Source organism: Streptomyces sp. DSM 41931 (genome assembly GCF_050271085.1).
In the GTDB taxonomy this organism is placed as follows: Bacteria; Actinomycetota; Actinomycetes; order Streptomycetales; family Streptomycetaceae; genus Streptomyces; species Streptomyces albogriseolus.
Map to the genome: position 1 here is coordinate 6,597,613 of NZ_CP189902.1, position 26,180 is coordinate 6,623,792.

Sequence of the window (26,180 nt, forward strand, 5' to 3'; positions counted from 1 at the left end):
CCGGCACCGTTGCCGACAGCCCCCCTCACACCGGCAGCAACCGCCCCACCAGCGCGTCCAGTTGCCGTACGTTCCTGCACTCCCGCATGTCCACCAGCTCCGCGTACGCCGGGGCGGCGGAGTCGCCCGTGCCCCAGAGGGCACGGGGCTCGGGGTTGAGCCAGTGGACGCGGCGGGCGCGGCGGGTGAGGTCGCGGAGGGCGGGGAGGTTGGGGTCCGCCCTGTTGGTGCGGGCGTCGCCGAGGACGAAGACCGTGGTGCGCGGGCCGGCGGCGTCGGCGTAACGGTCGGTGAACTCGCCCAGCGCGGCGCCGTAGTCGCTGCTGTCGTGCCAGGCGGTGAGCCGGGCCTCCGCGCGGATGCGCGCGTTCAGGCCCTCCGGGTCGGCCGCGCCGTGCACCAGCAGGCCGGTCACCTCGTCGACGCGGTTGACGAAGGCGAACACCCGCACCTTGGAGAACTGGTCGTGCAGCGCCTGCACCAGCAGCATCGTGAAGTCGGAGAACCCGGCCACCGAGCCCGACATGTCGCACAGCAGCACCAGTTCGGGCCGGGCGGGCCGGCGCCGCCGCAGGACGGGCTTCACCGGCACCCCGCCGGTCGACAGCGAGCCGCGCAGCGTCCTGCGCAGGTCGACGGTGCCGCGCGCGGCCCTGCGGCGGCGTGCCGCGAGCCGGGTCGCCAGCTTCCGGGCGAGCGGCCGGACCGTGCGGCGCATCTCCGCCAGCCGGTCCTTGCCGGCCAGCAGGAAGTCGACCCGGTCGGCGGTCGGCGCGAGCGCGCGGCGGGCGATCTCGTCGCGGCCCCGGCGCTCCGCGGCCCGGCGCCGCGCCTCCGCGGTGACCAGCCGCCGGAACTCCTCGACACGGCGCCGGATCTCGTCCTCCAGCAGCCGGTCGGCGAAGCCCCCCGACCCGTCCCGCCCGCGCACCTCGTCCCGCACCCGCGCCAGCAGCGTCTGCGGGCGCAGCCGGTCCAGCGTCTGGTACGACGACCAGCCGTCCGAGCCGGGCGCACTCCCGTACCCGCCGAAGCCGTCGACCGCCTCCACCGCCAGCCGGGCCAGCGCCGCGGTGTCGTTCGCGGCCAGCGCCTCGGCGAGCCGGGCGCGCAGCGCCTCGCGGTCCGCGTCGCCGCCGGCCTCCGGGACACCCACGCCTCGCGGGAAGTACAGGTCGAAGACCGCGTCGAACACCGGGCGCCCGCCGGCGCCGTGCAGCAGGGTCGCCGCCAGGCCCTCCCGGAGCAGTTCCCGGTCGGCGAGACCCAGCGCCTCCACGGCGCGCGCCGCGTCCACGGTCTCCCCGGTGCCGATCCGCAGGCCGTGCGCGCGCAGCGCGTCGACCAGGCCGGTCAGCCGGGTCACCAGGTCCGTGTCCGCGGCGGCGGTCACAGCGCGTCCAGGTCGAGCTTGGCCGCCGCCTTCTGGATGTCGTCCTGGTGCTTGAGGACCACACCCAGGCTGTCCCGTACGACCGTCTCGTCCAGCGTGCTCGCGCCGAGCGCCAGCAGGGTGCGCGCCCAGTCGACGGTCTCGGCGACCGACGGCGCCTTGCGCAGGTCCATCGCACGCAGCGCACCCACCACCCGCACCACGGACTCGGCCAGCGCCGCGTCGATGTCCGGCACCTTCAGCCGGACGATCCGCCGCTCCAGCTCCGCGTCCGGGAAACCGATGTGCAGGAACAGGCAGCGGCGGCGCAGCGCCTCGGACAGCTCCCGGGTGGCGTTGGAGGTGAGCACGGTGAACGGCCGGCGGGTCGCGGTCACAGTCCCCAGCTCGGGCACCGTCACCTGGAAGTCGCCGAGCACCTCGAGCAGCAGCCCTTCGATCTCGACGTCCGCCTTGTCGGTCTCGTCGATCAGCAGCACCTTGGGGTCGTCGCCGCGGATCGCGGTGAGCAGCGGACGGGGCAGCAGGAACTCCTCTCCGAAGATGTCCGTGCGCGCCTCGTCCCACGTCTCGCCCCTCCCGGCACTGATCCGCAGCAGCTGCTTGGCGTGGTTCCACTCGTACAGCGCGCGCGACTCGTCCACGCCCTCGTAGCACTGAAGACGCACCAGCCGGGCGTCGCAGGCGCGGGCGACGGCCTTGGCCAGCTCGGTCTTGCCCACCCCCGCCGGGCCCTCCACCAGCAGCGGCTTGCCGAGCCGGGCGGCGAGGAAGACGGTGGTGGCGACCGCGGGCGACGCCAGATAGCCGGTCTCGGCGAGGCGTGCCGAGACGTCGTCGACGGAAGTGAACAACTGCGGCCTCCGGCTGGGCGCGGGAACGACGGTGTCCGGGCACCCCGTGAATGCCCGGACCCCTATCCAAGCGCTTGCTCACCCGTCTGTCACGCGGTCGCGCCCACCGCCCGCACCGCCGGGGTGCGCAGCACGCGCCGCGCCGTGAACAGGCTCGTGCCGACGGTCGCCGCCGCGCCGACCACGGCGACGGCCGCCCACACGCCCGCCAGCTGCCCCGGCAGCACCGCGTCGCCGCGGACCACGGTGAACGGCACGACCCCGGCGAGCGCCGCCAGGGTCCCGAACAGCAGCCCGACGACCGTGAGGACCAGCCCCTCGACGCCCACCACGCCCAGCACCTGCCCGGGCGTCGCCCCGGCGAGGCGCTGCTGCCCGAACTCCCGGCCCCGGTAGGTGGTCGCCGCGTACAGGGAGTTGACCAGCATCACGCAGACGAACACCACGACGATGCCGACCACCGTGTAGTTGAGGGTCTCCAGGTTCTTGGCGTCGACGGACTTCACCAGCCCCGAGGCCGCGACCGCGTCGCTCTCCACGGCCTGCATGGTGAGCGTGGCCGTGGACACCGCCGTGAAGAGGATCAGCGCCATGAGGATCCCGGACAGCTCACCGGCCCGCCGCCGCAGGTTCCGCACCGCGAGCCAGCCGCTCGCCCCGCCGGGCGACAGCCGGCCGAGCACGCCCGTCAGCAGCCGCGGCGCCATCAGCGCGAACCCCACCGACAGCAGGATCGCGCCCTGCGCCGGGAACGCCATCAGCATCTCGTCCGTCGCGGAGAAGGCGAACGTGGAGGACGCCGCCACCGCGCCGGCCGCCAGCGCCGCCCAGGCGAGCCACGGCCGCCGCCGCACGGTGCGCCGCCGCCCCCGCGTGACCCGCCGCACCGCGAGCAGCGCCGCGCCCGCCGAGGCGACCAGCGTGACGCCGACGCCGGACGACAGCGCCACCGCCCCGAAGGAGTGGTCCACGGACCCGGCGACCTGCCCCGTGTCCTGGAACAGCTCCACCAGCAGCCGCCCGCCCAGCACCGCCGGCAGCACCGCCGCAGCCGTACCCACCAGGGCCACCGCGACGGCCTCGCCCACCACCAGCCGCCTGATCTGCCCGGGTGTCGCCCCCGAGCAGCGCAGCAGCTCCAGCTCGGCCGCCCGCTGCCGCACGTTCACCGTCAGCGCGGAGGCGACGGCGAAGAACACCAGCAGCGTGCCGTACCCGCCGACCACCCCGGCCGCCGTGCGCAGCGTCTCCGAGCTGACCGGATCGACGCCCGGCGCGCCGGCGGTGTCGTGCATCGAGTGGAACGCCATGACGATCGCCGCGCCCAGGAAGGCGGACAGCAGTGTCGCGAGGAACCGTCCGGGCCGCTGCCGGACCGACCGCAGAGCCAGTACGAGCATCGCTCACACCCCCACCGGCGCGTCGTCGCCCAGGTGCGCCAGCCGCTCGGCCACCGCGTCCGCGGCCGGCGCGTCCATCCGCCCGGCCAGCCTGCCGTCCGCGAGGAACAGCACGCTGTCCGCCCAGGAGGCGGCGACCGGGTCGTGCGTCACCATCACCACGGTCCGCCCGTGCGTCCGCACCGCCTCCCGCAGCAGCGCCAGCACGTCCCGCGCGCTGCGCGTGTCCAGCGCCCCCGTCGGCTCGTCCGCGAAGATCACCCGCGGCTCGGCGACCAGCGCCCGCGCGATCGCCGCCTTCTGCCGCTGACCGCCGGACAGCTGGTCCGGCCGGTGCCCGAGCCGGTCGCCCAGCCCGACCGCCGTGAGGATCTCCGTCACCCGCCGCCGGTCCACCCGACGGCCGGCCAGCTTCAGCGGCAGCACGGTGTTCTGCGCCACCGTCAGCGTCTCCAGCAGGTTGTACTGCTGGAACACGAACCCGACCCGCCCGCGCCGGAACCTCGTCAGCTCCGTCTCCCCGGCGCCCGTCAGCTCCGTCCCGTCGACCCGCACGATCCCCGCGTCCGGCCGCTCCAGACCCGCCGCGCACTGCAGCAGCGTCGACTTGCCCGAGCCGGACGGCCCCATCACCGCCGTGAACGTGCCTCGCGCCAGACCCAGCGTCACTCCGTCGAGCGCGGTCACGGCGCTGTCCGCCGTGCCGTACGACTTGGTGACCTTGACCAGCCGCAGCGCCTCGGCGGCCGGCTCCGTGTGCGGGTCGTGCCGCGCCCTGCTGCGCACCATCGTCATCTCCTCCGTCCGGCACGCCCTGTGCCCTGGTCACGACGCTACGGAGGAGCGGAGCGCCCCACACGGGGCGCAGTGCCCGTCCCGGGGGTGTACACAGCGACACCCCCGGGGGGCGGTTCACCGGACCAGGACGACCTCCAGAGTGCGCGGCCCGTGCACGCCCTCGACCCGGTCCAGCTCGATGTCGCTGGTCGCGGAGGGCCCGGAGATCCATGTCAGCGGGCGGGCGGGGTCCAGCCGTTCGAGGGCCTGCGGGACGGACGCGACCACCTGGTCCGGGACGCGCACCACGCAGATGTGGTGGTCGGGGACCAGGCTGATCCGGCGGCGGCCCTGGTCGGGGGAGCCGTCGAGGACGATCGTGCCGGTCTCGGCGATCGCCACGGCGCAGGCGGTGAGGACGCTGTCGACCCGGTCCAGTTCCCGCGGGGTGCTTCCCGCCTCGTCCGGCACCCGGGTCACCTCGGCCGCCGCGAGCCAGCCCGTGTCGAGGCCGGGCGGCACGAGCACGGTCGCCGCACCCCGCGCCGCCAGGAGTTCCGCGACGACGCCCGGCAGCGAGCCCGCGTCGGTCCGGTGCACGACCGCCCGGTAGTCCGCCAGGTTCTCCGCCAGCAGGTCCACCGTCTCCTCGACGGTCCGCTCCCCGTGCTCGCGCAGATAGTCCCGCTCGACCGGCGCGTCCTCGCCCGGCGGCACGTCCGCCAGGGCCCGCCGCACCCGGCCCAGGATCCGCTCCCTGCTGCTCACTCGGCACCGCCCTTCCCGCCGCGCGTCCGCTGCCACCAGTCCCGGAACGGCTCCGCCGGCACCGGCGGCAGGTCCCGGGTCCCGCTCCACGCCCGGCCCGGCCCCGGCAGGGTGCGCGGATGCAGCCGGCGCGTGCGCGCGGCGAGCCGCTGCCCGGTGCGCAGCGCGCCGGGGCGGGTGAGCGCCCAGCGGGCCGCGCGCATCGCCGCCCGCTCGGCGGCGTGTCCCTTCGCCGGACGCAGCCGCACCTTGTTGCCCTCGCGGACGGCCTCGCCGCCCTCCACCACCCGCTCCCGCAGATGCACCAGCACCTCGGGGATGTCGATGGCGACGGGGCACACCTCGTAGCAGGCCCCGCACAGCGACGACGCGTACGGCAGCGACGCGTCGATGTCGCTCCCCGTGCCCCGGAGCTGGGGGCTGAGGATGGCGCCGATCGGGCCGGGGTACACCGAGCCGTACGCGTGGCCGCCGGCCCGCTCGTACACCGGGCAGACGTTCAGACAGGCCGAGCAGCGGATGCACCGCAACGCCTGCCGGCCCACCTCGTCGGCGAGGGTGTCGGTGCGCCCGTTGTCCAGCAGCACCAGATGGAAGGCCCGGGGTCCGTCCCCGTCCGTGGTGCCCGTCCACATCGACGTGTACGGGTTCATCCGCTCGGCGGTCGAGGAGCGGGGGAGGGTCTGCAGGAACACCTCCAGGTCCTGCCAGGTCGGCACGATCTTCTCGATGCCCACCACCGAGATCAGCGTCTCCGGCAGGGTCAGGCACATCCGCCCGTTGCCCTCGGACTCCACCACGACGAGCGTGCCGGTCTCCGCGACCATGAAGTTGGCGCCGGAGATGCCGACCTTGGCGCGCAGAAACTTCTCCCGCAGGTGCAGCCGTGCCGCCTCCGCGAGGTCGGCGGGCGTGTCCGTGAGCCCTTCGGGAGCGGGGCGGCCCCACTCGCCCATCTCCCGGGTGAAGATGTCGCGGATCTCCCCGCGGTTGCGGTGGATCGCCGGGACCAGGATGTGCGACGGACGGTCCTTGCCCAACTGCACGATCAGCTCGGCGAGATCGGTCTCGTAGGCGTGGATGCCCCGCGCCTCCAGTGCCTCGTTGAGGGCGATCTCCTGGGTGGCCATCGACTTGACCTTGACGACCTCCGTCTCGCCGGTCGCCTTCACCAGCCCGGCGACGATCCGGTTCGCCTCGTCGGCGTCGGCGGCCCAGTGGACGACACCGCCCGCCGCCGTCACCGACTCCTCCAACTGCACCAGATAGCGGTCGAGATGACGCAGCGTGCGGTCCTTGATCCGTTTCCCCGCCTGCCGCAGCCGCTCCCAGTCGTCCAGCTCCGCCACCGCCCGCGCCCGCTTGGCGCGGATGGTGTGCGTGGCGTGGCGCAGATTGCCGCGCAGGGTGGTGTCGCGCACGGCCTCCCGGGCCGCCGCCGGGAAAGCGGGCATACCGACGAACGTTCCGCTCATACGGCCGGGTCCTCCTCCGTGCTCGCCAGGATCTCCGCGATGTGCACCGGCCGCATGCCGGTCCGCAGCCGGGTCATCGTGCCGCCGATGTGCATCAGGCACGAGTTGTCCGCCGCGCACAGCACCTCCGCGCCCGTCGACTCGGCGTTGCGCACCTTGTCCGCGCCCATCGCCGCCGACACGTCGGCGTTCTTCAACGCGAACGTGCCGCCGAACCCGCAGCACTCGTCCGCGCCCGGCAGCTCCACCAGCTCCAGCCCCTTCACCGCGCGCAGCAGCCGCGACGGCCGCTCGCCGAGCCCGAGCGAGCGCAGCCCGTGGCAGGTGGGGTGGTACGTCACCCGGTGCGGGTAGTACGCCCCGACGTCCGTCACCTCCAGCACGTCCACCAGGAACTCGGTGAGTTCGTACGTCTTCGGCACCACCGGCGCCAGCACCGTGGCGAGACCGTCCCCGCGCCCCTCCGACCGGGCCCGCTCACCCATGCGCGGGTACAGCTCCCGCACCATCGCCCCGCACGACCCGGACGGCGTCACGGTCGCGTCGTAGCCGCGGAAGACGTCGGCGAAGTGACGGGCCAGGGGCTCCGCCTCGTGCCGGTACCCGGTGTTGTAGTGGGCCTGGCCGCAGCAGGTCTGCGCCTCGGGGAAGTCGACGTCGACGCCCAGCCGGGTGAGCAGCTTCACCACCGCACGGCCGGTGCCGGGATAGAGCGTGTCGTTGACGCAGGTCAGGAACAGGGCGACACGCATCGCGGCTCCTCGTCCGGTCGATCATCGGGTGATGGGCAGGGTAGTGCGGGTCCGGGCGCCGGGGGAGACCCGGTCACCGCCCGGCGAGCCGGGCGCGGGCCGCCTCCCACCGCCGGGTGTCGCCGCGCGGCTCGTACCGGGTGAGCGGCTGGGTGGCGGCCAGCAGCCGCCGCATGGCGGGGAGATCGCCGACCCGCCCCTGGGCGCGGGCCTGTACCAGCACGTTGCCGAACGCCGCCGCCTCGGTCGGCCCGGCCACCACCGGCAGCCCGCAGGCGTCGGCGGTGAGCTGGCACAGCAGGGCGTTGCGGGCGCCGCCGCCCACGACGTGCACCACGTTCACGGCCCGCCCGGCGAGCCGCTGCGCGTCCTCGACGGCGGTGCGGTGGGCGAGGGCGAGCGAGTCGAGGATGCAGCGCACGGTCGCGGCGGGGGAGTCCGGCACCGGCTGGCCCGACGCGCGGCACGCCTCGCCGATCCGCTCCGGCATCCGCCCCGGCGCGAGGAACGCGGTGTCCCCGGCGTCCACCACCGACCGCAGCGCCGGCGCCCCGGCCGCCTCGCGCAGCAGCGCGCCCAGGTCCGGCTCGCCCCAGGCGCGCAGGCACTCCTGGAGCAGCCACAGGCCCATGATGTTGCGCAGGTGGCGGACGGTGCCGTCCAGCCCCAGCTCGTTGGTGAAGTTGGCGGCCCGGCTCTCCTCGGTCAGCACGGGCGCGTCCAGCTCAAGCCCGGCCAGCGACCAGGTGCCGGTGCAGATGTACGCGAACCGCTCACCGTCCGCCGGTACGGCGGCCACCGCGGACGCCGTGTCGTGCGAGGCGACCGCGGTCACCGGCACCGGCCCGCTCAGCCCCGTCTCCTCCAGCACCTCGGGCCGCAGCACCCCCGCCGGGTCACCCGGCAGACGCAGCGGCGCGAACAGCCCCAGGTCGATGCCCAGCCGCTCCGCCACCCCGTACGCCCAGGTCCGGGTGCGCGGGTCGATCAACTGTGTGGTGGAGGCGTTGGTCAGCTCGGTGCCCTGCTCCCCGGTGAGCCAGTACGTGAGCAGGTCGGGTATCAGCAGCAGCCGCTCCGCCTGCGCGAACTGCCGTGTGTCCCGGGCCGCGACGAGCTGGTACAGCGTGTTGAACGGCGCGTACTGCAGCCCGGTCGCCGCGTACAGCTCCCCGGCCGGCACGGTCGCCCACACCGTCTCGGCGACCGTGCCGGTCCGGCCGTCGCGGTAGTGCACCGGGTTGCCGAGCAGCGCCCCGTCCGCGTCCAGCAGTCCGTGGTCGACGGCCCAGCTGTCGATGCCGACGGAGTCCACCGCCCCGGCCGCCCGCAGTCCGTCCAGCACCCCGGCGTACAGCCCCAGCACGTCCCAGCGCAGCCCCTCCGGCACCCGCACCGGACGGTTCGGGAACCGGTGCGCCTCCGTCAGCTCCAGGCTGCCGGGGCCCACCCGGCCGACCATGACGCGCCCGCTGGACGCGCCGAGGTCCACCGCCGCGTACGTCCCCACGCCGCCGCTCATCGCAGGAAGGCGGCGGCGACGCCGGCGTCGACCGGGACGTGCAGTCCGGTGGTGTGGGTGAGGTCGCCGCCGGTCAGCGCGAACACGGCGTTCGCCACGTGCTCCGGCAGAACCTCACGCTTCAGCAGCGTCCGCCGGGCGTAGAACTCGCCCAGCTTCTCCTCCGGCACCCCGTACACGGCCGCCCGCTGCGCGCCCCAGCCGCCGGCGAAGATCCCCGAGCCGCGCACCACACCGTCCGGGTTGACGCCGTTGACCCGGATGCCGTGCTCGCCCAGCTCCGCCGCCAGCAGCCGCACCTGGTGCGCCTGGTCGGCCTTGGCCGCCGAGTACGCGATGTTGTCCGGACCGGCGAACACCGCGTTCTTGCTGGCGATGTACACGATGTCGCCGCCCAGCCGCTGGGCGGTCATCACCCGCGCCGCCTCCCGCGACACCAGGAACGAACCCCGGGCCATGACGGAGTGCTGGAGGTCCCAGTCCTTCGCCGACGTCTCCAGCAGCGGCTTGGAGAGGGAGAGCCCGGCGTTGTTCACCACCAGGTCCACCCCGCCGAAGGCGAGCACGGCCGCCCGGAACGCGGCCGCGATCTGCTCCTCGTCGGTCACGTCCACGGTCACCGCGACGGCCTTGTCCGGCCCGCCCAGCTCCTCCGCGACCGAGGCGGCGTTCTCCCCGTTCAGATCGGCCACGACCACACACGCGCCCTCGGCGGCCAGCCGCCGCGCGATCGCCTTCCCGATCCCGCTGCCCGCGCCGGTCACCAGAGCCACCCGGGTGGCCAGCGGCTTCGGCGGCGGCATCCGCCGCAGCTTGGCCTCCTCCAGCGCCCAGTACTCGATGCGGAACTTCTCCGACTCCTCGATCGGCGCATACGCCGACACCGCCTCGGCCCCGCGCATCACGTTGATCGCGTTGAGGTAGAACTCGCCGGCCACCCGCGCCGTCTGCTTGTCCTTGCCGAAGCTGAACATGCCCACGCCCGGCACCAGCACGATCGCCGGGTCGGCGCCGCGCATCGCGGGGGAGTCCGGCTCCGCGTGCCGCTCGTAATAGGCGGCGTACTCCCGCCGGTAGTCCGCGTGCAGCTCCTCCAGCCGGGTCACCGCCTCGTCGAGCGGTGCGGACGGCGGCAGATCCAGCACCAGCGGCCGCACCTTGGTGCGCAGGAAGTGGTCCGGACAGGAGGTGCCCAGCGCCGCGAGCCGCGGATGCCCGGCCCGCGCCAGGAAGTCCAGGACGGCGTCGGAGTCGTCGAAGTGCCCCACCTGCGGCCGGTCCTGCGAGGCGATGGCCCGCATATACGGCGCGAGAGCCGCCGCCCGCTCCCGCCGCTCGCCCTCCGGCAGCGCCTCGTACCCCTCGACCACCGGTCCGAACGGCTCGGGCCGGCCCCGCTCGGCGAGGAACCGTTCGGCGGTGCGGATGATGTACAGCGAGTTCCGCTCGCACTCCTCGGAGGTGTCACCCCAGGCGGTGATCCCGTGCCCCCCGAGCACACACCCGACCGCCTCCGGATGGGCGGCCTTGACGGCGGCGATGTCCAGCCCCAGCTGGAACCCGGGCCGCCGCCACGGCACCCACACCACGGTGTCGCCGAAACACTCCGCGGTCAGCTTCGCCCCGTCGGCGGCACACGCCAGCGCGATGCCCGAGTCGGGGTGCAGATGGTCGACGTGCGCCGCGTCGACGAGCCCGTGCATGGCGGTGTCGATGGAGGGCGCGGCGCCGCCCTTGCCGTGCAGGCAGTAGTCGAACGCGGCGACCATCTCGTCCTCGCGCTCGACCCCCGGATACACGTCGGCGAGCGCCCGCAGCCGGTCCAGCCGCAACACGGCCAGCCCGCCCTCGGTCAGGGTCCCGAGATCCCCACCGGACCCCTTGACCCACATCAGCTCCACATCACCCCCCGTGACGGGATCGACCTCACGTCCCTTCGCGGAGGCGTTCCCCCCGGCGTAGTTGGTGTTCCGGGGATCACTCCCCAGCCGATGCGACCGAGCGAGCAGAGCTTCAACTTCACGGTGAACCATGACAACCAGTCCTTGAGGAAGAGGGGGTGAGCACAGGTACCTCAGGGGCGCGGGGAACTGCGCGCCCAGCCACGACGCACCCGCACCCGGCGACGGAACAGAAACCCGGCAGACGCCTACGCCCCCCAGCCGGCCTGCTCACCCCCGACCCGCTCGGCCACGATCTTCTCGGCCCACCCGGACCGCGCGTACGCCGCCATCGGATCGGGATCCAACCCCATCTCCTCCCGCACCTCCCGCAGCAGCGGACGCACGTCCGTACTGAACGCGTCCATCAACACGGCGTTGGCGCCGAGCACGTCCCCGGTCCGCTGTGCCGCACCCAACGCGTCCCGGTCGACCAGCAGCGCCTTGGCGGTGGCCTCCTGCACATTCATGACGGACCGAAGAATGGCGGGAATCTTCGATTCCACGTTGTGGCACTGATCCAGCATGAACGCCACCTCCCCCGACAGCCCGCCCCCGCGCACCACCTCGTACATGATCCGGAACAACTGGAACGGGTCGGCCGCGCCGACCATCAGGTCGTCGTCGGCGTAGAACCGCGAGTTGAAGTCGAACCCCCCGAGCTTCCCCTCCCGCAGCAGCGTCGCCACGATGAACTCGATGTTGGTGCCGGGCGCGTGGTGCCCGGTGTCCACCACCACCTGCGCCTTCGGCCCCAGCTTCAGGCAGTGCGCGTACGCCGTCCCCCAGTCGGGGACGTCCGTCGTGTAGAACGCCGGCTCGAACAGCTTGTACTCCAGCAGCATCCGCTGGTCGTCGCCGAGCCGGCCGTACACCTCGGCGAGCGCCTCCGCCAGCCGGTCCTGCCGGGCCCGGATGTCGTCCTGCCCGGGGTAGTTGGTCCCGTCCGCGAACCACAGCTTGAGGTCCGTGGAGCCGGTCGCGTCCATGATGTCGACGCACTCCAGCAGATGGTCCACGGCCTTCCGGCGCACGGCCGCGTCCGGGTGGCAGACGGAGCCGAGCCGGTAGTCGTCGTCCTGGAAGGTGTTGGAGTTGACCGCGCCGAGCCGCAGCCCGCGGTCCTCGGCGTGCCGGGCCAGCGCCGCGTAGTCGTCGACCTTGTCCCAGGGGATGTGCAGCGCGACGGTCGGCGCCACGCCCGTGAACTCGTGCACCTTCGCCGCGTCGTCCAGCTTCTCCTGCGGGGTGCGGGGGACGCCCTGCTGCGCGAACACCTTGAACCGGGTGCCCGAGTTGCCGTACGCCCACGACGGCGTCTCGACTGCCTGGGTCTTGAGGGCGGCTTTCACCGCGGCGCGCTCGGTCACGTCAGGGCTCCTGGGGCATCGGGTCGTCACGACCAGAGTGAAACGATTCAGGACGCGAAGCTAGGGGTCCCCCGAAGGGGTGTCAAGCCCTCCGGCCGCGACCGTCCCCCGTGACCTGCGCGTGACCCGAAGCTGTCGAAAGTTTTTCGACCGTGACCCATTGACGTGACATGCGGGACGCGCCTAACGTCCCGGCAACCCAGTTGAAACCTTTCACGACGTCGTCCGGGCCGACCCGCCGACGTCGTCGAGGAGCCCTCATGACCCACCCGTCCGACACGGGTCCGGCCCCGGTTCTCGCGCTCAAGGGCATCTCGAAGTCCTTCGGCGCGGTCCGCGCCCTGCGGGACGTCTCCCTGGAGCTGTTCCCCGGGGAGGTGCACGCCCTGGCCGGAGAGAACGGAGCCGGCAAGTCCACGCTCATCAAGACGCTCGCCGGAGTGCACCGGCCGGACGCCGGCCAGGTGCTGCTCGACGGCGGGCCCGTCGTCTTCCACGGACCCGGCGACGCCCGCGACGCCGGCATCGCCGTGATCTACCAGGAGCCGACGCTCTTCCCCGACCTGTCGATCGCCGAGAACATCTTCATGGGGCGCCGGCCCCGCCGCTCCCTGCGCCGGATCGACCACAGGGCCACCCGTGACGCCACCACCGCCCTGATGAAGCGGCTCGGCGTCGAACTGGACCCGGACCGGCCCGCCCGCGGACTGTCCATCGCCGACCAGCAGATCGTCGAGATCGCCAAGGCGCTCTCCTTCGACGCTCGTGTCCTGATCATGGACGAGCCCACCGCCGCGCTCACGAACAGCGAGGTCGCCCGCCTCTTCGGCGTCGTCCGGGCGCTGCGCGACCAGGGCGCCGCGGTGCTGTTCATCTCGCACCGCCTGGAGGAGATCTTCGAGATCTGCCGGAGGGTCACCACCCTGCGCGACGGCGCCTGGATCGCGAGCGAGCCGCTCGACGGCATGACCGAGGACGACCTGGTCCGCCGCATGGTCGGCCGCGACCTGGCCGAGCTCTATCCCAAGCAGGACGTGACGCCCGGCGAGGTCGCCCTGAGCGTGCGCCGCCTCACCCGCGAGGGCGTCTTCACCGACGTCTCCTTCGACGTACGGCGGGGCGAGATCGTGGGGCTCGCCGGACTGGTCGGCGCCGGACGCACCGAGGTGGCCCGCGCCGTCTTCGGCATCGACCGCCGGGACGCCGGCGAGGTGGAGGTCGACGGACGCAGTCTCCCCAACGGCGCCCCGTCCGCCGCCATGGCCGCCGGGCTCGCCCTGGTGCCCGAGGACCGGCGTGCCCAGGGCCTGGTGATGGACATGTCCATCGAGCGCAACATCGGCCTCACCGGCCTCGGCGCCACCGTGAAGGCCGGCCTGATGGACCGCGGCGCCGAACGCAGCCGCTCCCTCGACTGGGCGGTCAGGCTCCGGGTCAAGTACGCCCGGATCGCCGACACGGTGAACACCCTGTCCGGCGGCAACCAGCAGAAGGTCGTCCTCGCCAAGTGGCTCGCCACCCGCCCCAAGGTGCTCATCGTCGACGAGCCCACGCGCGGCATCGACGTCGGCACCAAGGCCGAGGTGCACCGGCTGCTGTCGCAGCTCGCCGCCGACGGCGTGGCCGTCCTGATGATCTCCTCCGACCTGCCCGAGATCCTCGGCATGGCCGACCGCGTGCTGGTGATGCACGAGGGCCGGCTCACCGCCGAGATCCCCCGCACCGACGCCACCGAGGAAACCGTGATGGCCGCAGCCACGGGGAGGACAGCCGCATGACGGTGCTCAGCCCCGACCCCACCCCCGTCGCCGAGGCGCCCAAGGCCGGCGCCACCCGGCTGGTGGACCGCGTCTTCAAGATGCGCGAACTCGCCATCCTGGCCGTCTTCCTGGTGATGACCGCCGTCACCCAGGCCGGCAACAGCGAGTTCCTGTCCGAGCAGGGCGTCAAGGACCTGCTGCTGAACGCGACCATCCTGGTGCTGGTCGCCACCGGCCAGGCCCTGGTCGTCATCACCCGCAACGTCGACCTGTCCGTCGGCTCCACCCTCGGCATCAGCGCCTTCGCCGCCGGCCTCTACCTCCAGGACGGCGGGAACCCGGTCGTCGCCGTCGCCCTCGCCGTCCTGCTCGGCATCGGCTTCGGCCTGCTGAACGGCCTGCTCGTCTCCCTCGGCCAGGTGCCCGCCCTCGTGGTCACCCTCGGCACGCTCTACATCATCCGCGGCGTCGACTCCATCTGGGTCGGCTCCCGGCAGATCACCGCCGCCGACCTCCCCGCCGGATTCGTCGACTTCGGCTCCGGCGGCATCTCCGCCGTGCCCTACCTGGCGCTCATCGCGCTCGTGGTGCTGGTGGCGACCGCGTACTACCTGCGGCACTTCGGCGGCGGGCGCGAGCTGTACGCGCTCGGCTCCAACCCGGAGGCGGCCCGGCTCGCCGGCATCCCGGTGCGCAAGCGGATCCTCGCCGCGTACACCTTCTGCGGCGCCCTCGCCGGACTGGCCGGGGCGATGTACCTCGCCCGGTTCGGCAACGTCGACTCCGGCACCGGCAGCGGCTACGAACTCACCGTCGTCAGCGCGGTCGTGGTCGGCGGCGTCGTCTTCACCGGCGGCTCCGGCAGCGTCTACGGCGCCGCACTCGGCGCGCTGCTGCTGACCTCGATCAACAGTGTGCTGCCCGCGCTCGGCGTCAGCTCCGTGTGGGTGCTCGCCATCAACGGCGTCCTGCTCGTCCTCGCCATCGCGGTCGACCGGATCGTCGCGCTGCGCGTGGCCACCGCCCTGAAGAAGAGGAACGCCCGCCATGCCTGACTCCCTCACGCGCGCCGTTCGCTGGGACACGGTCGTCGGCGCCCTGCTCGTGGTCGTTCTGCTGCTGTCGTTCACCACGGTCGACGGCTTCGGCAACGCCCTCAACCTGTCGTTCCTCCTCGGCAACACCCTGCCGATCGCGCTGATCGCCCTGCCCATGACGCTGCTCGTGGTCTCCGGCGAGATCGACCTGTCCGTGGCGTCCACGGCGGGCCTGTCCGGCGCGGTGATGGGCGCCCTGTGGAACCAGGGCATGGCCATCGAGGCGATCATCCCGGTCTGCCTGCTCATCGGCGTGGTCTGCGGCCTGGTCAACGGCCTGCTGGTGACCCGGCTCGGGCTGCCCTCCCTCGCCGTCACCATCGGCACCCTCGCCGCCTACCGGGGCATCGCACAGATCGTGCTCGGCTCCGACGCGGTCACCGACTTCCCCTCCGCCTACCTGGACTTCGCCGCGGGACGCATCGGCGACACCTTCGTCCCGTACGCCTTCCTGCCCTTCCTGGTCCTGCTCACGATCGCCGTCGTCGCCCTGCACGCCACCCCGTTCGGCCGGTCGCTGTTCGCGATCGGGGCCGGCGAGGAGGCCGCCCGGTTCGCCGGCGTCCGCGTCAAGCGGCAGAAGCTGATCCTGTTCACCGTGACCGGCCTGATGTCGGCCCTCACCGGCGTCTTCTGGGCGCTGCACTACGCCAGCGCCCGCTACGACAACGCCACCGGGCTCGAACTGTCCGTCGTCGCGGCCGTCCTCCTCGGCGGCATCGACTTCGACGGCGGCAAGGGCACCCTCGGCGGCGCGATCGCCGGCGTGTTCCTGCTGGGCGCGCTGCAGAACGTGATGAGCCTGAAGGACGTCTCGGCCCAGTCCCAGATCGTCGTCACCGGCGTGCTGCTCGTGCTGTCCGTCCTCGGCCCGCGCGTCGCCCGGCAGATGGCCGCCGCCCGCGCCGGACGGAGGGCCGCGGCCGCACCGCGCCCGGACCCGAAGACGCCCGCACCGACCTCCTGAACCGTCCTCCTCCCTTAAGGAACCCGCCATGCGCACCGCATCCCTCCGCCGCACCTGCGCGGCGCTCGCCGCCGTCACCTCCCTCGCCCTCGCCGTCACCGCATGCGGCGGCACCACCAAGGAGGACGTCAAGAACGAGGGCGGCGCCGCCGCCTCCGCCGGCAAGGCCGACCCGGACGCCGCCACGAAGAAGGGCCTCACCGTCGGCTTCCTGCCCAAGCAGGTCAACAACCCGTACTTCACCTCCGCCGACAAGGGCGGCGAGAAGGCCGTGAAGGAGCTCGGCTCCACCTTCAAGGAGGTCGGCCCCACCAGCGCCACCGACACCGCCGGCCAGGTCTCCTACGTCAACACGCTCACCCAGCAGCAGGTGGACGCGATGGCCGTCTCCGCCCAGGACCCGGGCGCCCTGTGCACCGCGCTCAAGCAGGCCATGAAGAACGGCATCAAGGTCGTCACCTACGACTCCGACACCACCCCCGGCTGCCGCAACGCCTTCGTCTCCCAGGCGTCCGCCGAGGACCTCGGCCGCACCGAGGTGCAGCTGCTCGCCGAACAGATCGGCTACAAGGGCGAGATCGCGATCCTGTCCGCCGCGCAGACCGCGACCAACCAGAACACCTGGATCGAGTTCATGAAGGACGAACTCAAGGACCCCAAGTACAAGGACATGAAGCTGGTCAAGGTCGCCTACGGCAACGACGACGCCCAGCAGTCCTTCCAGCAGACCCAGGGCCTGCTCCAGGAGTACCCGGACCTGAAGGGGATCATCTCCCCGACCACCGTCGGCATCAAGGCCGCCGCCCAGTACCTGTCCGGCTCCAAGTACAAGGGCAAGGTCAAGCTCACCGGCCTCGGCACCCCCAACGACATGCGCAAGTACGTCAAGAACGGCACCGTCGAGGCGTTCGAGCTGTGGGACCCGGCCAAGCTCGGCGAGCTGGCCGCCCGCACCGCGGTCGCCCTCGCCTCCGGCCAGATCACCGGCCAGGAGGGCGAGACCTTCACGGCCGGCGCCATGGGCGAGTACACCATCGGCAAGGACGGCGTGATCAACCTGGGCAAGCCCACCGTCTTCGACGCCGGGAACATCGACCAGTTCGACTTCTGACCCCGCGAGCTGCTTCCCGAAAGGCGGTACTCCGTGCGACGCGTCTGCTTCCTGCTCAAGGTCCGCCAGGACCGCATCGACGAGTACCGCGCACGCCATGCCGCCGTGTGGCCCGAGATGCGCGCGGCGCTCTCGGCCACCGGCTGGCACAACTACTCCCTCTTCCTGCGCGACGACGGCCTGCTCGTCGGGTACCTGGAGACCGAGGACTTCGAGGCGGCGCGGGCCGGCATGGAGGCCACCGAGGTCAACGCCCGCTGGCAGGCGGAGATGGCGCCCTTCTTCGAGTCCCTCGACGGCTCCCGGCCCGACGAGGCGATGACCCCGCTGACCGAGGTCTTCCACCTCGACTGACGGTCACGGGCCCACCCGGCCCGTGACCGGAAAGAGGCGGACGTGCGGGTAGTGTGAGGGCCCGCCGCGCCGCCCCCCGTCTCCCCGTATCCCTGGAGGTCCCTGCCCGATGGCCCAGTCGGTGGGTATCAAGGACGTCGCCCGCGTCGCCGGAGTCTCCGTCGGCACCGTCTCCAACGTGATCAACCGTCCGGACACGGTCGCCGCCGAGACCCGCGCCCGGGTGCTGTCCGCCATCGACCGGCTCGGCTACGTCCGCAGCGAGTCCGCCCGCCAGCTGCGCGCCGGCCGCAGCCGCATCATGGGCCTGCTCGTTCTCGACATGGGCAACCCCTTCTTCGTCGACGTGGCGCGCGGCGCCGAGCGGGCCGCGCGCCAGGCCGGCCTCGGCGTCATGGTCTGCAACAGCGCCCAGAGCCCGAGCGAGGAGGCCGAGTACCTGTCGCTCTTCGCGGAGCAGCGGGTGCGGGGCGTGCTGCTCACCCCCGCGGACGCCACCGGCCGCAACATCGAGGCGTTCCGCCGGCACGGCATCCCGTTCGTGCTGGTCGACCGGGTCGCCGAGGGCACCACCGAGTGCTCGGTCTCGGTGGACGACGTGGCCGGCGGCGCCCTGGCCGTGCGCCACCTGGTCGACGCCGGACACCGCTCCCTCGCCTACGTCAGCGGTCCGCCCGGACTCAACCAGGTCCGGGACCGGCGCACCGGCGCGCTGAACGCCCTCGCCGAGGCCGGACTCGGCCCCGACAGCCTGCACGAGCTGCCCACCGAGCGGCTCGACGTCGCCGCGGGACGTGACGCGGGCGCCCGTCTCCTCGGCCTGGCCCGCCGGCCCACCGCCGTGTTCTGCGCCAACGACCTGCTCGCCCTCGGCGTGCTCCAGGCGATGTACGCGGCCGGCGTCGGCGTCCCCGACGACCTGGCCATCGTCGGCTACGACGACATCGAGTTCGCCGCCGCGGCGGCCGTGCCGCTCACCTCCGTACGGCAGCCCGCCGTCACCATGGGGGCGCTGGCGGCGGAACTGCTGCTGGAGGAGACCGAGGACACCGGCGCCCCCCACGAGCACCGTCGGGTGGTGCTCGCCCCGGAACTGGTGGTGCGGCGCTCCAGCCTGTCGGCCCGTTGACCGCCGTTCAGGAAGTTCTTCATGATCCCGGGGTCGTTGGCCGCAGGAACATGTGCTGAACTGGTCGCGGCCCGACAATCCGTTCGTCCCGGGAGTCCCGTTGACCGACACGTACCGCCAGCCCGGAGTGGTCCTCACCGACCGCCGGTTCACCGTGCCCCTCGACCACGACGACCCCTCCGGGGAGACGATCGAGCTGTACGCGCGCGAGGTCGTCGCGAGGGACAAGGCGGACCAGGACCTGCCGTGGCTGCTGTACCTCCAGGGCGGGCCGGGCTTCGGGGCGAACCGTTTCGTCGGAAAGCCGGCCTGGCTCGGCCGCGCCCTGGAGGACCACCGGGTCCTCCTCCTCGACCAGCGCGGCACCGGCAGCTCCACCCCCGCCAACCGGCAGACGCTCCCGCTGCGCGGCGGCCCCGCCGAGCAGGCCGGCCACCTCACCCGTTTCCGCTCCGACTCGATCGTCCGGGACTGCGAGGCCATCCGCCCGCAGGTGACCGGCGGCGCCCCATGGACCGTGCTCGGCCAGAGCTTCGGCGGCTTCTGCACCGTCACCTACCTGTCCACGGCTCCCGAGGGACTGGACGCCGCCCTGATCACCGGCGGCCTGCCCTCCCTCGACGCGCACGCCGACGACGTCTACCGGGCCGCCTACCCGCGCGTCGAGCGCAAGGTCGCCGCCCATTACGCCCGCTACCCGCAGGACGTCGAGCGCGCCCGCCGCATCGCCGACCACCTCCTGACCCACGACGTGGTCCTGCCGAACGGCTACCGGTTCACCGTCGAGGCGTTCCAGTCGCTCGGCCGGATGCTCGGCAGCGGCGAGGGCAGCCACCGCCTGCACTTCCTCCTCGAGGACGCCTTCGTCCCCACCCCGGCAGGACCCGCCCTCTCCGACGCCTTCCAGGAGGAGGCGCAGGGCCTCCTGTCGTTCGCCGGGCACCCCCTCTACGCGCTGGTCCACGAGGCGATCTACGCCCAGGACGCCCGCCCCACCGCCTGGTCCGCCGAACGGGTGCGGGCCGAGTTCCCGCAGTTCGACGCGGCCAAGGCGCTCTCCGGCGACGAGCCCGTGCTGTTCACCGGCGAGACGATCCACCCCTGGATGTTCGACTGCGACCCGGCGCTGCGCCCCCTGCGCGAGACCGCGGAACTCCTCGCCGCCCGCACCGACTGGACCCCGCTGTACGACCCGGCCCGCCTGGCCGCCAACGAGGTGCCGGTCGCGGCGGCCGTCTACCACGACGACATGTACGTGGACACCGCGCACTCCCTGGCCACCGCCCGGGCGATCCGCGGCCTGCGCACCTGGGTGACGGACGAGTTCGAGCACGACGGCGTCCGCACCGGCGGCCCCCGCGTCCTGGACCGCCTGCTCGCCCTCGCCCGCGACGAGGCCTGACCGCGCGCCCCCGTGCGCTGTCGGTGGCGGGGGCTAGTCTGCGGAGCATGACCGAGCCGACGATCAGTCAACTCCAGCCCATGCCCGACGACTGGCAGCGCGCTCTGGCCGTGGTCGCCCACCCGGACGACCTGGAGTACGGCTGCGCGGCGGCCATCGCGGCCTGGACCGACGCCGGCCGCGAGGTCTCCTACGTGCTGGCGACCCGCGGCGAGGCGGGCATCGACACGGTGGACCCCGCCCGGTGCGGGCCGCTCCGGGAGCGCGAACAGCGGGCGAGCGCGGCCGTGGTGGGCGTGTCCGAGGTCGCCTTCCTGGACCACGCGGACGGCGTGATCGAGTACGGCCCCGCCCTGCGCCGGGACATCGCGGCGGCGATCCGGCGCCATCGCCCCGAGCTGGTGGTCACGCTGAACCACCGGGACACCTGGGGCGGCAGCGCCTGGAACACCCCGGACCACGTGGCCGTCGGCCGCGCCACGCTCGACGCGGCCGGTGACGCGGGCAACCGCTGGATCTTCCCGGAGCTGACCGAGCGGGGGCTGGAGCCCTGGGACGGCGTGCGCTGGGTGGCGGTCGCCGGCTCGGACGCGCCCACCCACGCGGTGGACGCGACCGCCGGACTCGAGCGGGCGGTGCGCTCCCTGCTGGAGCACCGCACCTACATCGAGGCGCTCACCGACGAGGACCCGGAGACGTACGCGCGCACACTGCTGACCGGCTTCGCCGAGGAGGCGGGCAAGCGGTTCGGGAACCGTCCGGCGGTCGCCTTCGAACTGTTCCCGAGGTGAGCGCCGTGGGGGGAGACGAGGAACGGCTCGCGCGGAGCTTCGAGGAGCACCGCGCCCACCTCAGGTCCGTGGCCTACCGCATGCTCGGCTCGCTCGCCGAGGCGGAGGACGCCGTGCAGGAGACCTGGCTGCGGCTGGGCCGGGTGGACCCCGCCGGGATCGGCAACCTCGGCGGCTGGCTCACCACCGTGACCGGCAGGATCTGCCTGGACCTGCTGCGCTCGCGCACGGCACGCCGGGAGCAGCCGATGGACGACACGTTCGTCCCGGACCCGGTGCTCCGGCCGCTGTCCCGGACGGACCCGGAGCAGGAGGCGCTGGAGGCCGACTCGGTGGGCATCGCCCTGCTGGTCGTGATGGAGACCCTCGCCCCCGACGAGCGGCTGGCGTTCGTGCTGCACGACATGTTCGCCGTGCCGTTCGACGACATCGCCCCGGTGGTGGAGCGCACCCCGGCCGCGACCCGTCAGCTCGCCGGCCGGGCCCGCCGCCGCGTCCGCGACTCCGCCCCGCCGTCCGAGCCCGACGCGGCTCGGCAACGGCAGGCCCTCGACGCCTTCCGCGCCGCCGCGCGCACCGGCGACTTCGAGGCGCTGCTCGCCGTGCTCCACCCGGACGTGGTGCTGCGCGCGGACGCGGGCGCGCTGGTCCGCGGCGCGGCCGGCTCCAAGCGGCTCCGGGGCGCGCAGCGCGTCGCCGAGTCGGCGATGCTGTTCGCCCGCTACAACGCCACCGCCCGCATGGTCCTGGTCAACGGCGCCCCGGGCCTGGTCAGCGTGGTCGACGGCCACGTCGGCTCGGTCCTGGCGGCCACGGTCCACGAGGGCCGCATCACGGCCCTCTACATCCTGGCCGACCCGGAGCGCCTGGAGGGGCTGGTCCTCCCGGACGAGGAGGACTCCCGGAACGCCTGACAGGCGCCTCCGTCTCACGGTCCCGGGCCGCCCGACGTCTTGCCCGGCGTGCTCAGCCGGCTGGACCACCGCTGCCCCGGGACGCTGCCCCGGTGTCCGTCCGCGGGGCGGGGATGCCCGCACGCGGAGGACTCCGCCGCACCGCCCGCATCCGCAACCCCTCCGGCATCAGCGTCAGCCGTTCCGTCACCCGGAGCCGGTACGACGGGTCCGGGTGCAGGTCGTAGCGGCGGAGGAGGAGGCCCAGGACCAGCGTCGCCTCGTGCAGCGCGAACTGGCGGCCGATGCAGGCGCGGGCGCCCGTGCCGAAGGGCTTGTAGGTGTGGGGCGGCCGGGAGCGCACCGCCGCCGGCTCGAAGCGGTCCGGGTCGAAGCGGTCGGCGTCCGCGCCCCACACCTCGGGGTCACGGTGCAGCATCGGGACGAGCACCAGCGTCCAGGCGCCGCGCCGCATCGGATGCTCGTCCGCCAGCACCGTGTCCCGCGTCGCCTCCCGTGAGTACGCCGGCGCGGTCGGCCACAGCCGCAGCGACTCGTCGAGGACGCGGCGGACGTGACGGAGGCGGGCGACCTGTTCGTAGGCCGGCGTGTCCGTGTCGCCCCAGACGCGGTCCACCTCGGCGCGGGCGCGCTCCGCCACGTCCGGGTGGAGGGACAGGTAGTGCAGGGCGAAGGACAGGGCGCCGGAGGTGGTTTCGTGGCCGGCGACCAGGAAGGTGATGACCTGGCGGCGCACGTTCTCCGGTGACAGCCGTTCCCCGGTGACCGGGTGCGCGGTCTCCAGCATCCGGTCCAGCAGATCGCCGTCCGCGTGCCCGTCCGCGCGGCGGCGGCGGACCACCTCGTCGACGATGTGGCCGAGGCGCGCGATGTCCTCGGCGTTGCGCCGGTTCGCCCGGCGCAGCAGCAGCGGGGCCAGCGCCGGCGGCACGTTGTTCAGCCGTTGCGCGTGCGAGAGGGTGCCGACCATCGCCGTGACGAACGGGTGCGGGCGGGACCGTTCGAAGGAGCCGAAGTCGTGCCCGAACCCGGTGCGGGCGATCGTCTCCAGCGTCAGCTTGGTCATGTCGCCGGGCACGTCCACCCACCGGCCGGCCGCCGCCGCCCGGTCCCAGTGCTCGGTCAGGCGCGCGGCCACCGACAGCATCATCGGGTGGTAGCCGGACATCGCCTCGCGGCTGAACCCGGGCGCCAGCACATCGTGCGCCAGCTGCCAGTTGGGCTCGTGGTTGTAGGCGGTGAACAGGCCGTCGCCCGCGAGCGGGCGCAGGTTGGCCACACCCAGTCCCACGTGCTTGGCGAACCGCGACTCGTCGGCCAGGTCGGCCACCAGCCGGGCGCCCCACGTGAACACGAATTCCTTGCCGAACGCCCTGCGCCGGAAGACCGGGCCGAGCTGCCGGGCGATCCGCACCGAGTCCTGCACGGGCGTGCGTCTGCCCGCCCCGATGACGTCGCCGAGCAGCGGCAGCCGGTACGGCGGGTGCGGGATGCGGTGCAGTGCGGGCCAGCCCTGCTCCGCGCTGCGGAACCCCTTCGGCACGGCGGCCCCTGCCGTCGTCTCCGCCATGACGCGGTCTCCTTCGGTCCGGCGAGCGAGTGGCGACGTGTTGCACATGAGTTCAATAAGCGGTCACAGTCTGGTCCGGCCGCCGGACCGGCGTCAACTACAGTGCGGGAATGGCTGTGGACCAGGGCGGGCGGGCGCGCCGCCGGCTCAGCACCGAGGAGCGCCGGGAGCAACTGCTCGCCGTGGGTGCGCGGTTGTTCTCCGAGAGCCCGTACGACGAGGTGTGGATCGAGCAGGTCGCCGAGATCGCCGGGGTGTCGCGCGGGCTGCTCTACCACTACTTCCCGGCCAAACGGGACTTCTTCGCGGCCGTGGTGGAGCGTGAGAGCGAACGGATGCTCCGGATGACGGCGCCCGTGCCGGGCGTCCCGGTGCGCGAGCAGCTCGCCGCCGGGCTCGACGCCTACCTGGAGTACGTCGAGGCCCACGCGCACGGCTACCGGGCCTTTCACCGCGCCGACGCGGCGGGTGACCAGGCGGTGCGGCGGGTCTACCGGCGGGCGCTGGCCGCGCAGGAGCGGCAGATCCTCGCCGCGCTCGCCGCCGACCCCGAGTTCGGTCCCGTCCTGGAGTCCCGGCCTGACACCCGGCTCGCGGTGCGCGGCTGGCTGGCGTTCACCACGGCTGTCTGTCTGGAGTGGCTGCGCGGGGCGCAGTTGGGGCGCGAGCAGGTGCGCGACCTGTGCGCACGCGCCCTGCTGGGCGTCCTCGCGCCCTGAAAGGTTTCGGAAGGATCACCGGGGCCGGTTGGCGCGCGCCCTGATCTCCGATAGGTTAGGCAAGGCTTACCTAATAGGAGGTTGGGATGGGTGACCACACGCACGGCTGGGCCGCCGCGCCGGGCGCGGCCGAGCGGGCCCGCTCCGTGCTCGCCGCCGCATGGTCCTGCACGGTGACCGCGGAGGGCACCCGCGAGGACCTGGTCGGCGCGCACACCGTCACGGAGGACGGGCGGGTGCTGCTGGACGCGCCCGAGGACGGCGCCCTGCTCGCCGCCGTGCTCCGCGCGCCGCGCCAAGAGCCGTCCGCCGTGCTGGAGTTCGCCGACGTCGCGCCCGTCCCCGTGCGTGACCGCGTCCGCTCCCGGGTGTGGCTCGCCGGACGGTTCTCCGCCGAGGGCGGCCGGCTCGCCCTGCGGCCCACCCGCGTGGTCCTCCGCCGGCCCTCCGGCGCGCTGACGGTCGGCGCCGACGAGTTCGCCGCGGCCGCGCCCGACCCGCTGGCCGGCGCCGAGGCACGGCTGCTGACCCACCTCGCGGACTGCCACGCCGACGCCGTCGACCGGCTCACCCGCCTGGTGGACCCGGCGCGTCTGCAGGGCGCCGTCCGGGTGAGGCCGCTCGCCGTGGACCGGCACGGGCTGACCCTGCGCATCGAACACGCCCGCACCGACAGCGACGTACGGCTGCCGTTCCACGCGCCCGCCGACGACGTCTCGCGGCTCACCGAGCGCATGCACGTCCTGCTCTCCCAGGCGGCCGCCGCCTCCTGCCCCCGGCCGCTACAGCGGCAGCGCGCAGACGGCGACGGGTGACGTGAACGGCTCGCCCGCCGGACGCAGTTCACCGCTGTCCGGGTCCACGCGGAACACGCTGACGTCGCCCGACCTCTGATTCGCCGTGAACAGCAGCCCGCCGTCGGGGGAGAGGGCGACGTGGCGCGGGAAGTCGCCGCCCACCGGCACCGTGCCGAGCAGCCGCAGCCGCGCCCCGTCCTCCTCGACGGCGTACCGCGCGACGCTGTCGTGGCCCCGGTTGGCGAGGTACGCGTACCGGCCGTCACCGGTGACGACGAGCTGCGCCGGGTAGTTGGTGCCCGAGCCCGGTTCCGAGCCCGTCGGCTGCGGATCCCCGATCGTCAGGCGTCCCGACCCGGGTTCGTACGCGCACACCGTCACCGTGTCGTCCAGCTCGTTGGCGAGGTAGGCGTACCGCCCGCCGGGGTGGAAGGCCAGATGACGCGGTCCCGCGCCGGCCCGTGCGGTCGCCCGTGACACCTCGGTGAGGGTGCCGGCCTTCTCGTCGAGACGGTACGTGTACACGGTGTCCGTGCCGAGGTCCACCGCGAGGACGTGGCCGCCGTCCGGGGCCGTGATGAACTGGTGCGCGTGCGGTCCCTGCTGACCCGGCCCCGGGGCCGGGTCGGAGTGGGTGACCAGGTCCGTGCGCTCGCCCAGCGCGCCCGACGTCTCGATCCGGTGCACCGCGACACTGCCCGAGCCGTAGTCGGCGCTCAGCAGGAACCGGCCACCGGGATGCACCGACAGATGACAGGGGGAGGACCCGCCCGTGGCGCTGCTGCCCAGCACCTCCCGGTCGGACAGCCGCACGGCGGTCACCGCGCCGTCCTCCCGCTCGTTCACCGCGTACAGCGTCCGGCCGTCCGGGTGCACGGCGAGGAACGACGGGTCGCCCACCCCTCCGATGACGCCCGCGCCGCTGATCCGCCCCGTCGCCGGGTCGTACGAGGCGAGCCCGATGCCCTCTCCGCCGCCGTCGACGGAGGTGTACGTGCCCAGGTACAGCGGGCGCGGACCCGAGGGCGTCGTGCTCGGCGAGGGCGGGCCGGTCACCGTGGCCGGGGCCGGCGGGGTCGGGGCGCCGGACGGCGGGGCGCCTCCGTCGCAGGCGGGCAGCGACATGCCGGCGGCCGTCCCCGCGAACGCGCCCACGAAACGGCGCCTGCTCAAGCCGGCCTTCTTCATCACACGCACCTTCGGTCGTCTCCCGTCCCGCTCGCCTCGGGCAACCTTGGCGTCGGTCACCCGTCGAACGCAAGGGAGCCCCCGCCCGCACGGGCGGGCCGCCGGCCGTCCTTCCGGCGTACGGAGCCGC

23 protein-coding genes are annotated in these 26,180 nt (G+C 73.6%); 11 read left to right on the forward strand and 12 right to left on the reverse strand.

Annotation, left to right across the window (positions count from 1 at the left end; all coding sequences use genetic code 11):
* Positions 1-25 precede the first annotated feature (25 nt).
* From ACP7TJ_RS30210 to rhaI, 10 genes are all read right to left on the reverse strand, one after another.
* On the reverse strand, positions 26-1,393 hold the full coding sequence (locus ACP7TJ_RS30210; RefSeq protein WP_189911247.1) for a vWA domain-containing protein: 1,368 nt from the start codon (positions 1,391-1,393) through the stop codon (positions 26-28).
* Positions 1,390-2,247, reverse strand: a complete 858-nt coding sequence (locus ACP7TJ_RS30215; protein WP_167743895.1) for an AAA family ATPase — start codon at positions 2,245-2,247, stop codon at positions 1,390-1,392. Before ACP7TJ_RS30215 ends, ACP7TJ_RS30210 begins: the two co-directional genes overlap by 4 nt.
* Positions 2,248-2,336: 89 nt before the next feature.
* Positions 2,337-3,647 (reverse strand): FtsX-like permease family protein, encoded by a 1,311-nt coding sequence (locus tag ACP7TJ_RS30220; RefSeq protein WP_193457258.1) that lies wholly within the window; start codon positions 3,645-3,647, stop codon positions 2,337-2,339.
* A 3-nt stretch (positions 3,648-3,650) separates the two neighbouring features.
* Positions 3,651-4,442, reverse strand: a complete 792-nt coding sequence (locus ACP7TJ_RS30225; RefSeq protein ID WP_427766769.1) for an ABC transporter ATP-binding protein — start codon at positions 4,440-4,442, stop codon at positions 3,651-3,653.
* A 117-nt stretch (positions 4,443-4,559) separates the two neighbouring features.
* Positions 4,560-5,192, reverse strand: a complete 633-nt coding sequence (locus ACP7TJ_RS30230; protein WP_427766772.1) for a LutC/YkgG family protein — start codon at positions 5,190-5,192, stop codon at positions 4,560-4,562.
* Positions 5,189-6,667: a lactate utilization protein B gene (locus tag ACP7TJ_RS30235; protein WP_427766775.1), complete on the reverse strand. Its 1,479-nt coding sequence runs from the start codon at positions 6,665-6,667 to the stop codon at positions 5,189-5,191. Before ACP7TJ_RS30235 ends, ACP7TJ_RS30230 begins: the two co-directional genes overlap by 4 nt.
* Positions 6,664-7,419 (reverse strand): (Fe-S)-binding protein, encoded by a 756-nt coding sequence (locus tag ACP7TJ_RS30240; RefSeq protein WP_427766777.1) that lies wholly within the window; start codon positions 7,417-7,419, stop codon positions 6,664-6,666. The genes ACP7TJ_RS30235 and ACP7TJ_RS30240 overlap by 4 nt, the downstream gene beginning before the upstream one ends.
* A gap of 73 nt (positions 7,420-7,492) precedes the next feature.
* Positions 7,493-8,941: a rhamnulokinase gene (locus ACP7TJ_RS30245; RefSeq protein WP_427766780.1), complete on the reverse strand. Its 1,449-nt coding sequence runs from the start codon at positions 8,939-8,941 to the stop codon at positions 7,493-7,495.
* On the reverse strand, positions 8,938-10,974 hold the full coding sequence (locus ACP7TJ_RS30250) for a bifunctional aldolase/short-chain dehydrogenase (RefSeq protein ID WP_427766783.1): 2,037 nt from the start codon (positions 10,972-10,974) through the stop codon (positions 8,938-8,940). Before ACP7TJ_RS30250 ends, ACP7TJ_RS30245 begins: the two co-directional genes overlap by 4 nt.
* A gap of 116 nt (positions 10,975-11,090) precedes the next feature.
* Entirely contained in the window at positions 11,091-12,251 is a 1,161-nt protein-coding gene (rhaI, locus tag ACP7TJ_RS30255) for an L-rhamnose isomerase (RefSeq protein ID WP_193457253.1), read from the reverse strand.
* A gap of 260 nt (positions 12,252-12,511) precedes the next feature.
* Here rhaI and ACP7TJ_RS30260 point away from each other — a divergent pair, with 260 nt between their 5' ends.
* From ACP7TJ_RS30260 to sigJ, 9 genes are all read left to right on the forward strand, one after another.
* The gene (locus ACP7TJ_RS30260; RefSeq protein WP_266403394.1) at positions 12,512-14,029 is read left to right on the forward strand and encodes a sugar ABC transporter ATP-binding protein; all 1,518 of its coding nucleotides are present in this window, start codon (positions 12,512-12,514) and stop codon (positions 14,027-14,029) included.
* Complete coding sequence (locus ACP7TJ_RS30265; protein WP_266403397.1) at positions 14,026-15,066, forward strand: ABC transporter permease; 1,041 nt, start codon at positions 14,026-14,028, stop codon at positions 15,064-15,066. The genes ACP7TJ_RS30260 and ACP7TJ_RS30265 overlap by 4 nt, the downstream gene beginning before the upstream one ends.
* Positions 15,059-16,075: an ABC transporter permease gene (locus tag ACP7TJ_RS30270; protein WP_266403400.1), complete on the forward strand. Its 1,017-nt coding sequence runs from the start codon at positions 15,059-15,061 to the stop codon at positions 16,073-16,075. Before ACP7TJ_RS30265 ends, ACP7TJ_RS30270 begins: the two co-directional genes overlap by 8 nt.
* Positions 16,076-16,103: 28 nt before the next feature.
* Positions 16,104-17,186 carry a rhamnose ABC transporter substrate-binding protein gene (gene rhaS, locus ACP7TJ_RS30275; RefSeq protein WP_266403403.1) on the forward strand — a complete coding sequence of 361 codons (1,083 nt, stop codon included), beginning with the start codon at positions 16,104-16,106 and terminating at the stop codon, positions 17,184-17,186.
* A 33-nt stretch (positions 17,187-17,219) separates the two neighbouring features.
* The gene (locus ACP7TJ_RS30280) at positions 17,220-17,540 is read left to right on the forward strand and encodes an L-rhamnose mutarotase (RefSeq protein ID WP_093769154.1); all 321 of its coding nucleotides are present in this window, start codon (positions 17,220-17,222) and stop codon (positions 17,538-17,540) included.
* 109 nt (positions 17,541-17,649) lie between these two features.
* Positions 17,650-18,669 carry a LacI family DNA-binding transcriptional regulator gene (locus ACP7TJ_RS30285; protein ID WP_093769153.1) on the forward strand — a complete coding sequence of 340 codons (1,020 nt, stop codon included), beginning with the start codon at positions 17,650-17,652 and terminating at the stop codon, positions 18,667-18,669.
* 100 nt (positions 18,670-18,769) lie between these two features.
* Positions 18,770-20,071 (forward strand): alpha/beta fold hydrolase, encoded by a 1,302-nt coding sequence (locus ACP7TJ_RS30290; RefSeq protein ID WP_266403405.1) that lies wholly within the window; start codon positions 18,770-18,772, stop codon positions 20,069-20,071.
* Between the two features lie 47 nt (positions 20,072-20,118).
* Entirely contained in the window at positions 20,119-20,862 is a 744-nt protein-coding gene (locus ACP7TJ_RS30295; RefSeq protein WP_093769152.1) for a PIG-L deacetylase family protein, read from the forward strand.
* A complete protein-coding gene (gene sigJ, locus ACP7TJ_RS30300) occupies positions 20,859-21,776 on the forward strand; it encodes an RNA polymerase sigma factor SigJ (RefSeq protein ID WP_255304011.1) in 918 nt (305 codons plus the stop codon). Before ACP7TJ_RS30295 ends, sigJ begins: the two co-directional genes overlap by 4 nt.
* A 52-nt stretch (positions 21,777-21,828) precedes the next feature.
* On the opposite strand, the gene ACP7TJ_RS30305 is transcribed toward sigJ, so the two are convergent.
* Positions 21,829-23,346: a cytochrome P450 gene (locus ACP7TJ_RS30305; protein WP_427766791.1), complete on the reverse strand. Its 1,518-nt coding sequence runs from the start codon at positions 23,344-23,346 to the stop codon at positions 21,829-21,831.
* Positions 23,347-23,456: 110 nt separating this feature from the next.
* Here ACP7TJ_RS30305 and ACP7TJ_RS30310 point away from each other — a divergent pair, with 110 nt between their 5' ends.
* Together ACP7TJ_RS30310 and ACP7TJ_RS30315 are read left to right on the forward strand one after the other, a co-directional pair.
* Positions 23,457-24,065, forward strand: coding sequence for a TetR/AcrR family transcriptional regulator (locus ACP7TJ_RS30310; RefSeq protein ID WP_189911260.1), 609 nt, complete (start codon positions 23,457-23,459; stop codon positions 24,063-24,065).
* Between the two features lie 86 nt (positions 24,066-24,151).
* A complete protein-coding gene (locus ACP7TJ_RS30315; RefSeq protein WP_390920181.1) occupies positions 24,152-24,880 on the forward strand; it encodes a DUF2470 domain-containing protein in 729 nt (242 codons plus the stop codon).
* On the opposite strand, the gene ACP7TJ_RS30320 is transcribed toward ACP7TJ_RS30315, so the two are convergent.
* Positions 24,848-26,050: a lactonase family protein gene (locus ACP7TJ_RS30320; protein ID WP_167743877.1), complete on the reverse strand. Its 1,203-nt coding sequence runs from the start codon at positions 26,048-26,050 to the stop codon at positions 24,848-24,850. The genes ACP7TJ_RS30315 and ACP7TJ_RS30320 overlap by 33 nt on opposite strands.
* Positions 26,051-26,180 lie beyond the last annotated feature (130 nt).

Coding starts and splice junctions, on each gene's coding strand:
- ACP7TJ_RS30220 (WP_193457258.1), bottom strand. CDS start 3,647: ATGCTCGTACTGGCTCTGCGGTCGGTCCGGCAGCGGCCCGGACGGTTC.
- ACP7TJ_RS30225 (WP_427766769.1), bottom strand. CDS start 4,442: ATGACGATGGTGCGCAGCAGGGCGCGGCACGACCCGCACACGGAGCCG.
- ACP7TJ_RS30235 (WP_427766775.1), bottom strand. CDS start 6,667: ATGAGCGGAACGTTCGTCGGTATGCCCGCTTTCCCGGCGGCGGCCCGG.
- ACP7TJ_RS30240 (WP_427766777.1), bottom strand. CDS start 7,419: ATGCGTGTCGCCCTGTTCCTGACCTGCGTCAACGACACGCTCTATCCC.
- ACP7TJ_RS30245 (WP_427766780.1), bottom strand. CDS start 8,941: ATGAGCGGCGGCGTGGGGACGTACGCGGCGGTGGACCTCGGCGCGTCC.
- ACP7TJ_RS30250 (WP_427766783.1), bottom strand. CDS start 10,974: ATGGTTCACCGTGAAGTTGAAGCTCTGCTCGCTCGGTCGCATCGGCTG.
- ACP7TJ_RS30260 (WP_266403394.1), top strand. CDS start 12,512: ATGACCCACCCGTCCGACACGGGTCCGGCCCCGGTTCTCGCGCTCAAG.
- ACP7TJ_RS30265 (WP_266403397.1), top strand. CDS start 14,026: ATGACGGTGCTCAGCCCCGACCCCACCCCCGTCGCCGAGGCGCCCAAG.
- ACP7TJ_RS30270 (WP_266403400.1), top strand. CDS start 15,059: ATGCCTGACTCCCTCACGCGCGCCGTTCGCTGGGACACGGTCGTCGGC.
- rhaS (WP_266403403.1), top strand. CDS start 16,104: ATGCGCACCGCATCCCTCCGCCGCACCTGCGCGGCGCTCGCCGCCGTC.
- ACP7TJ_RS30285 (WP_093769153.1), top strand. CDS start 17,650: ATGGCCCAGTCGGTGGGTATCAAGGACGTCGCCCGCGTCGCCGGAGTC.
- ACP7TJ_RS30295 (WP_093769152.1), top strand. CDS start 20,119: ATGACCGAGCCGACGATCAGTCAACTCCAGCCCATGCCCGACGACTGG.
- ACP7TJ_RS30305 (WP_427766791.1), bottom strand. CDS start 23,346: ATGGCGGAGACGACGGCAGGGGCCGCCGTGCCGAAGGGGTTCCGCAGC.
- ACP7TJ_RS30310 (WP_189911260.1), top strand. CDS start 23,457: ATGGCTGTGGACCAGGGCGGGCGGGCGCGCCGCCGGCTCAGCACCGAG.
- ACP7TJ_RS30315 (WP_390920181.1), top strand. CDS start 24,152: ATGGGTGACCACACGCACGGCTGGGCCGCCGCGCCGGGCGCGGCCGAG.
- ACP7TJ_RS30320 (WP_167743877.1), bottom strand. CDS start 26,050: ATGAAGAAGGCCGGCTTGAGCAGGCGCCGTTTCGTGGGCGCGTTCGCG.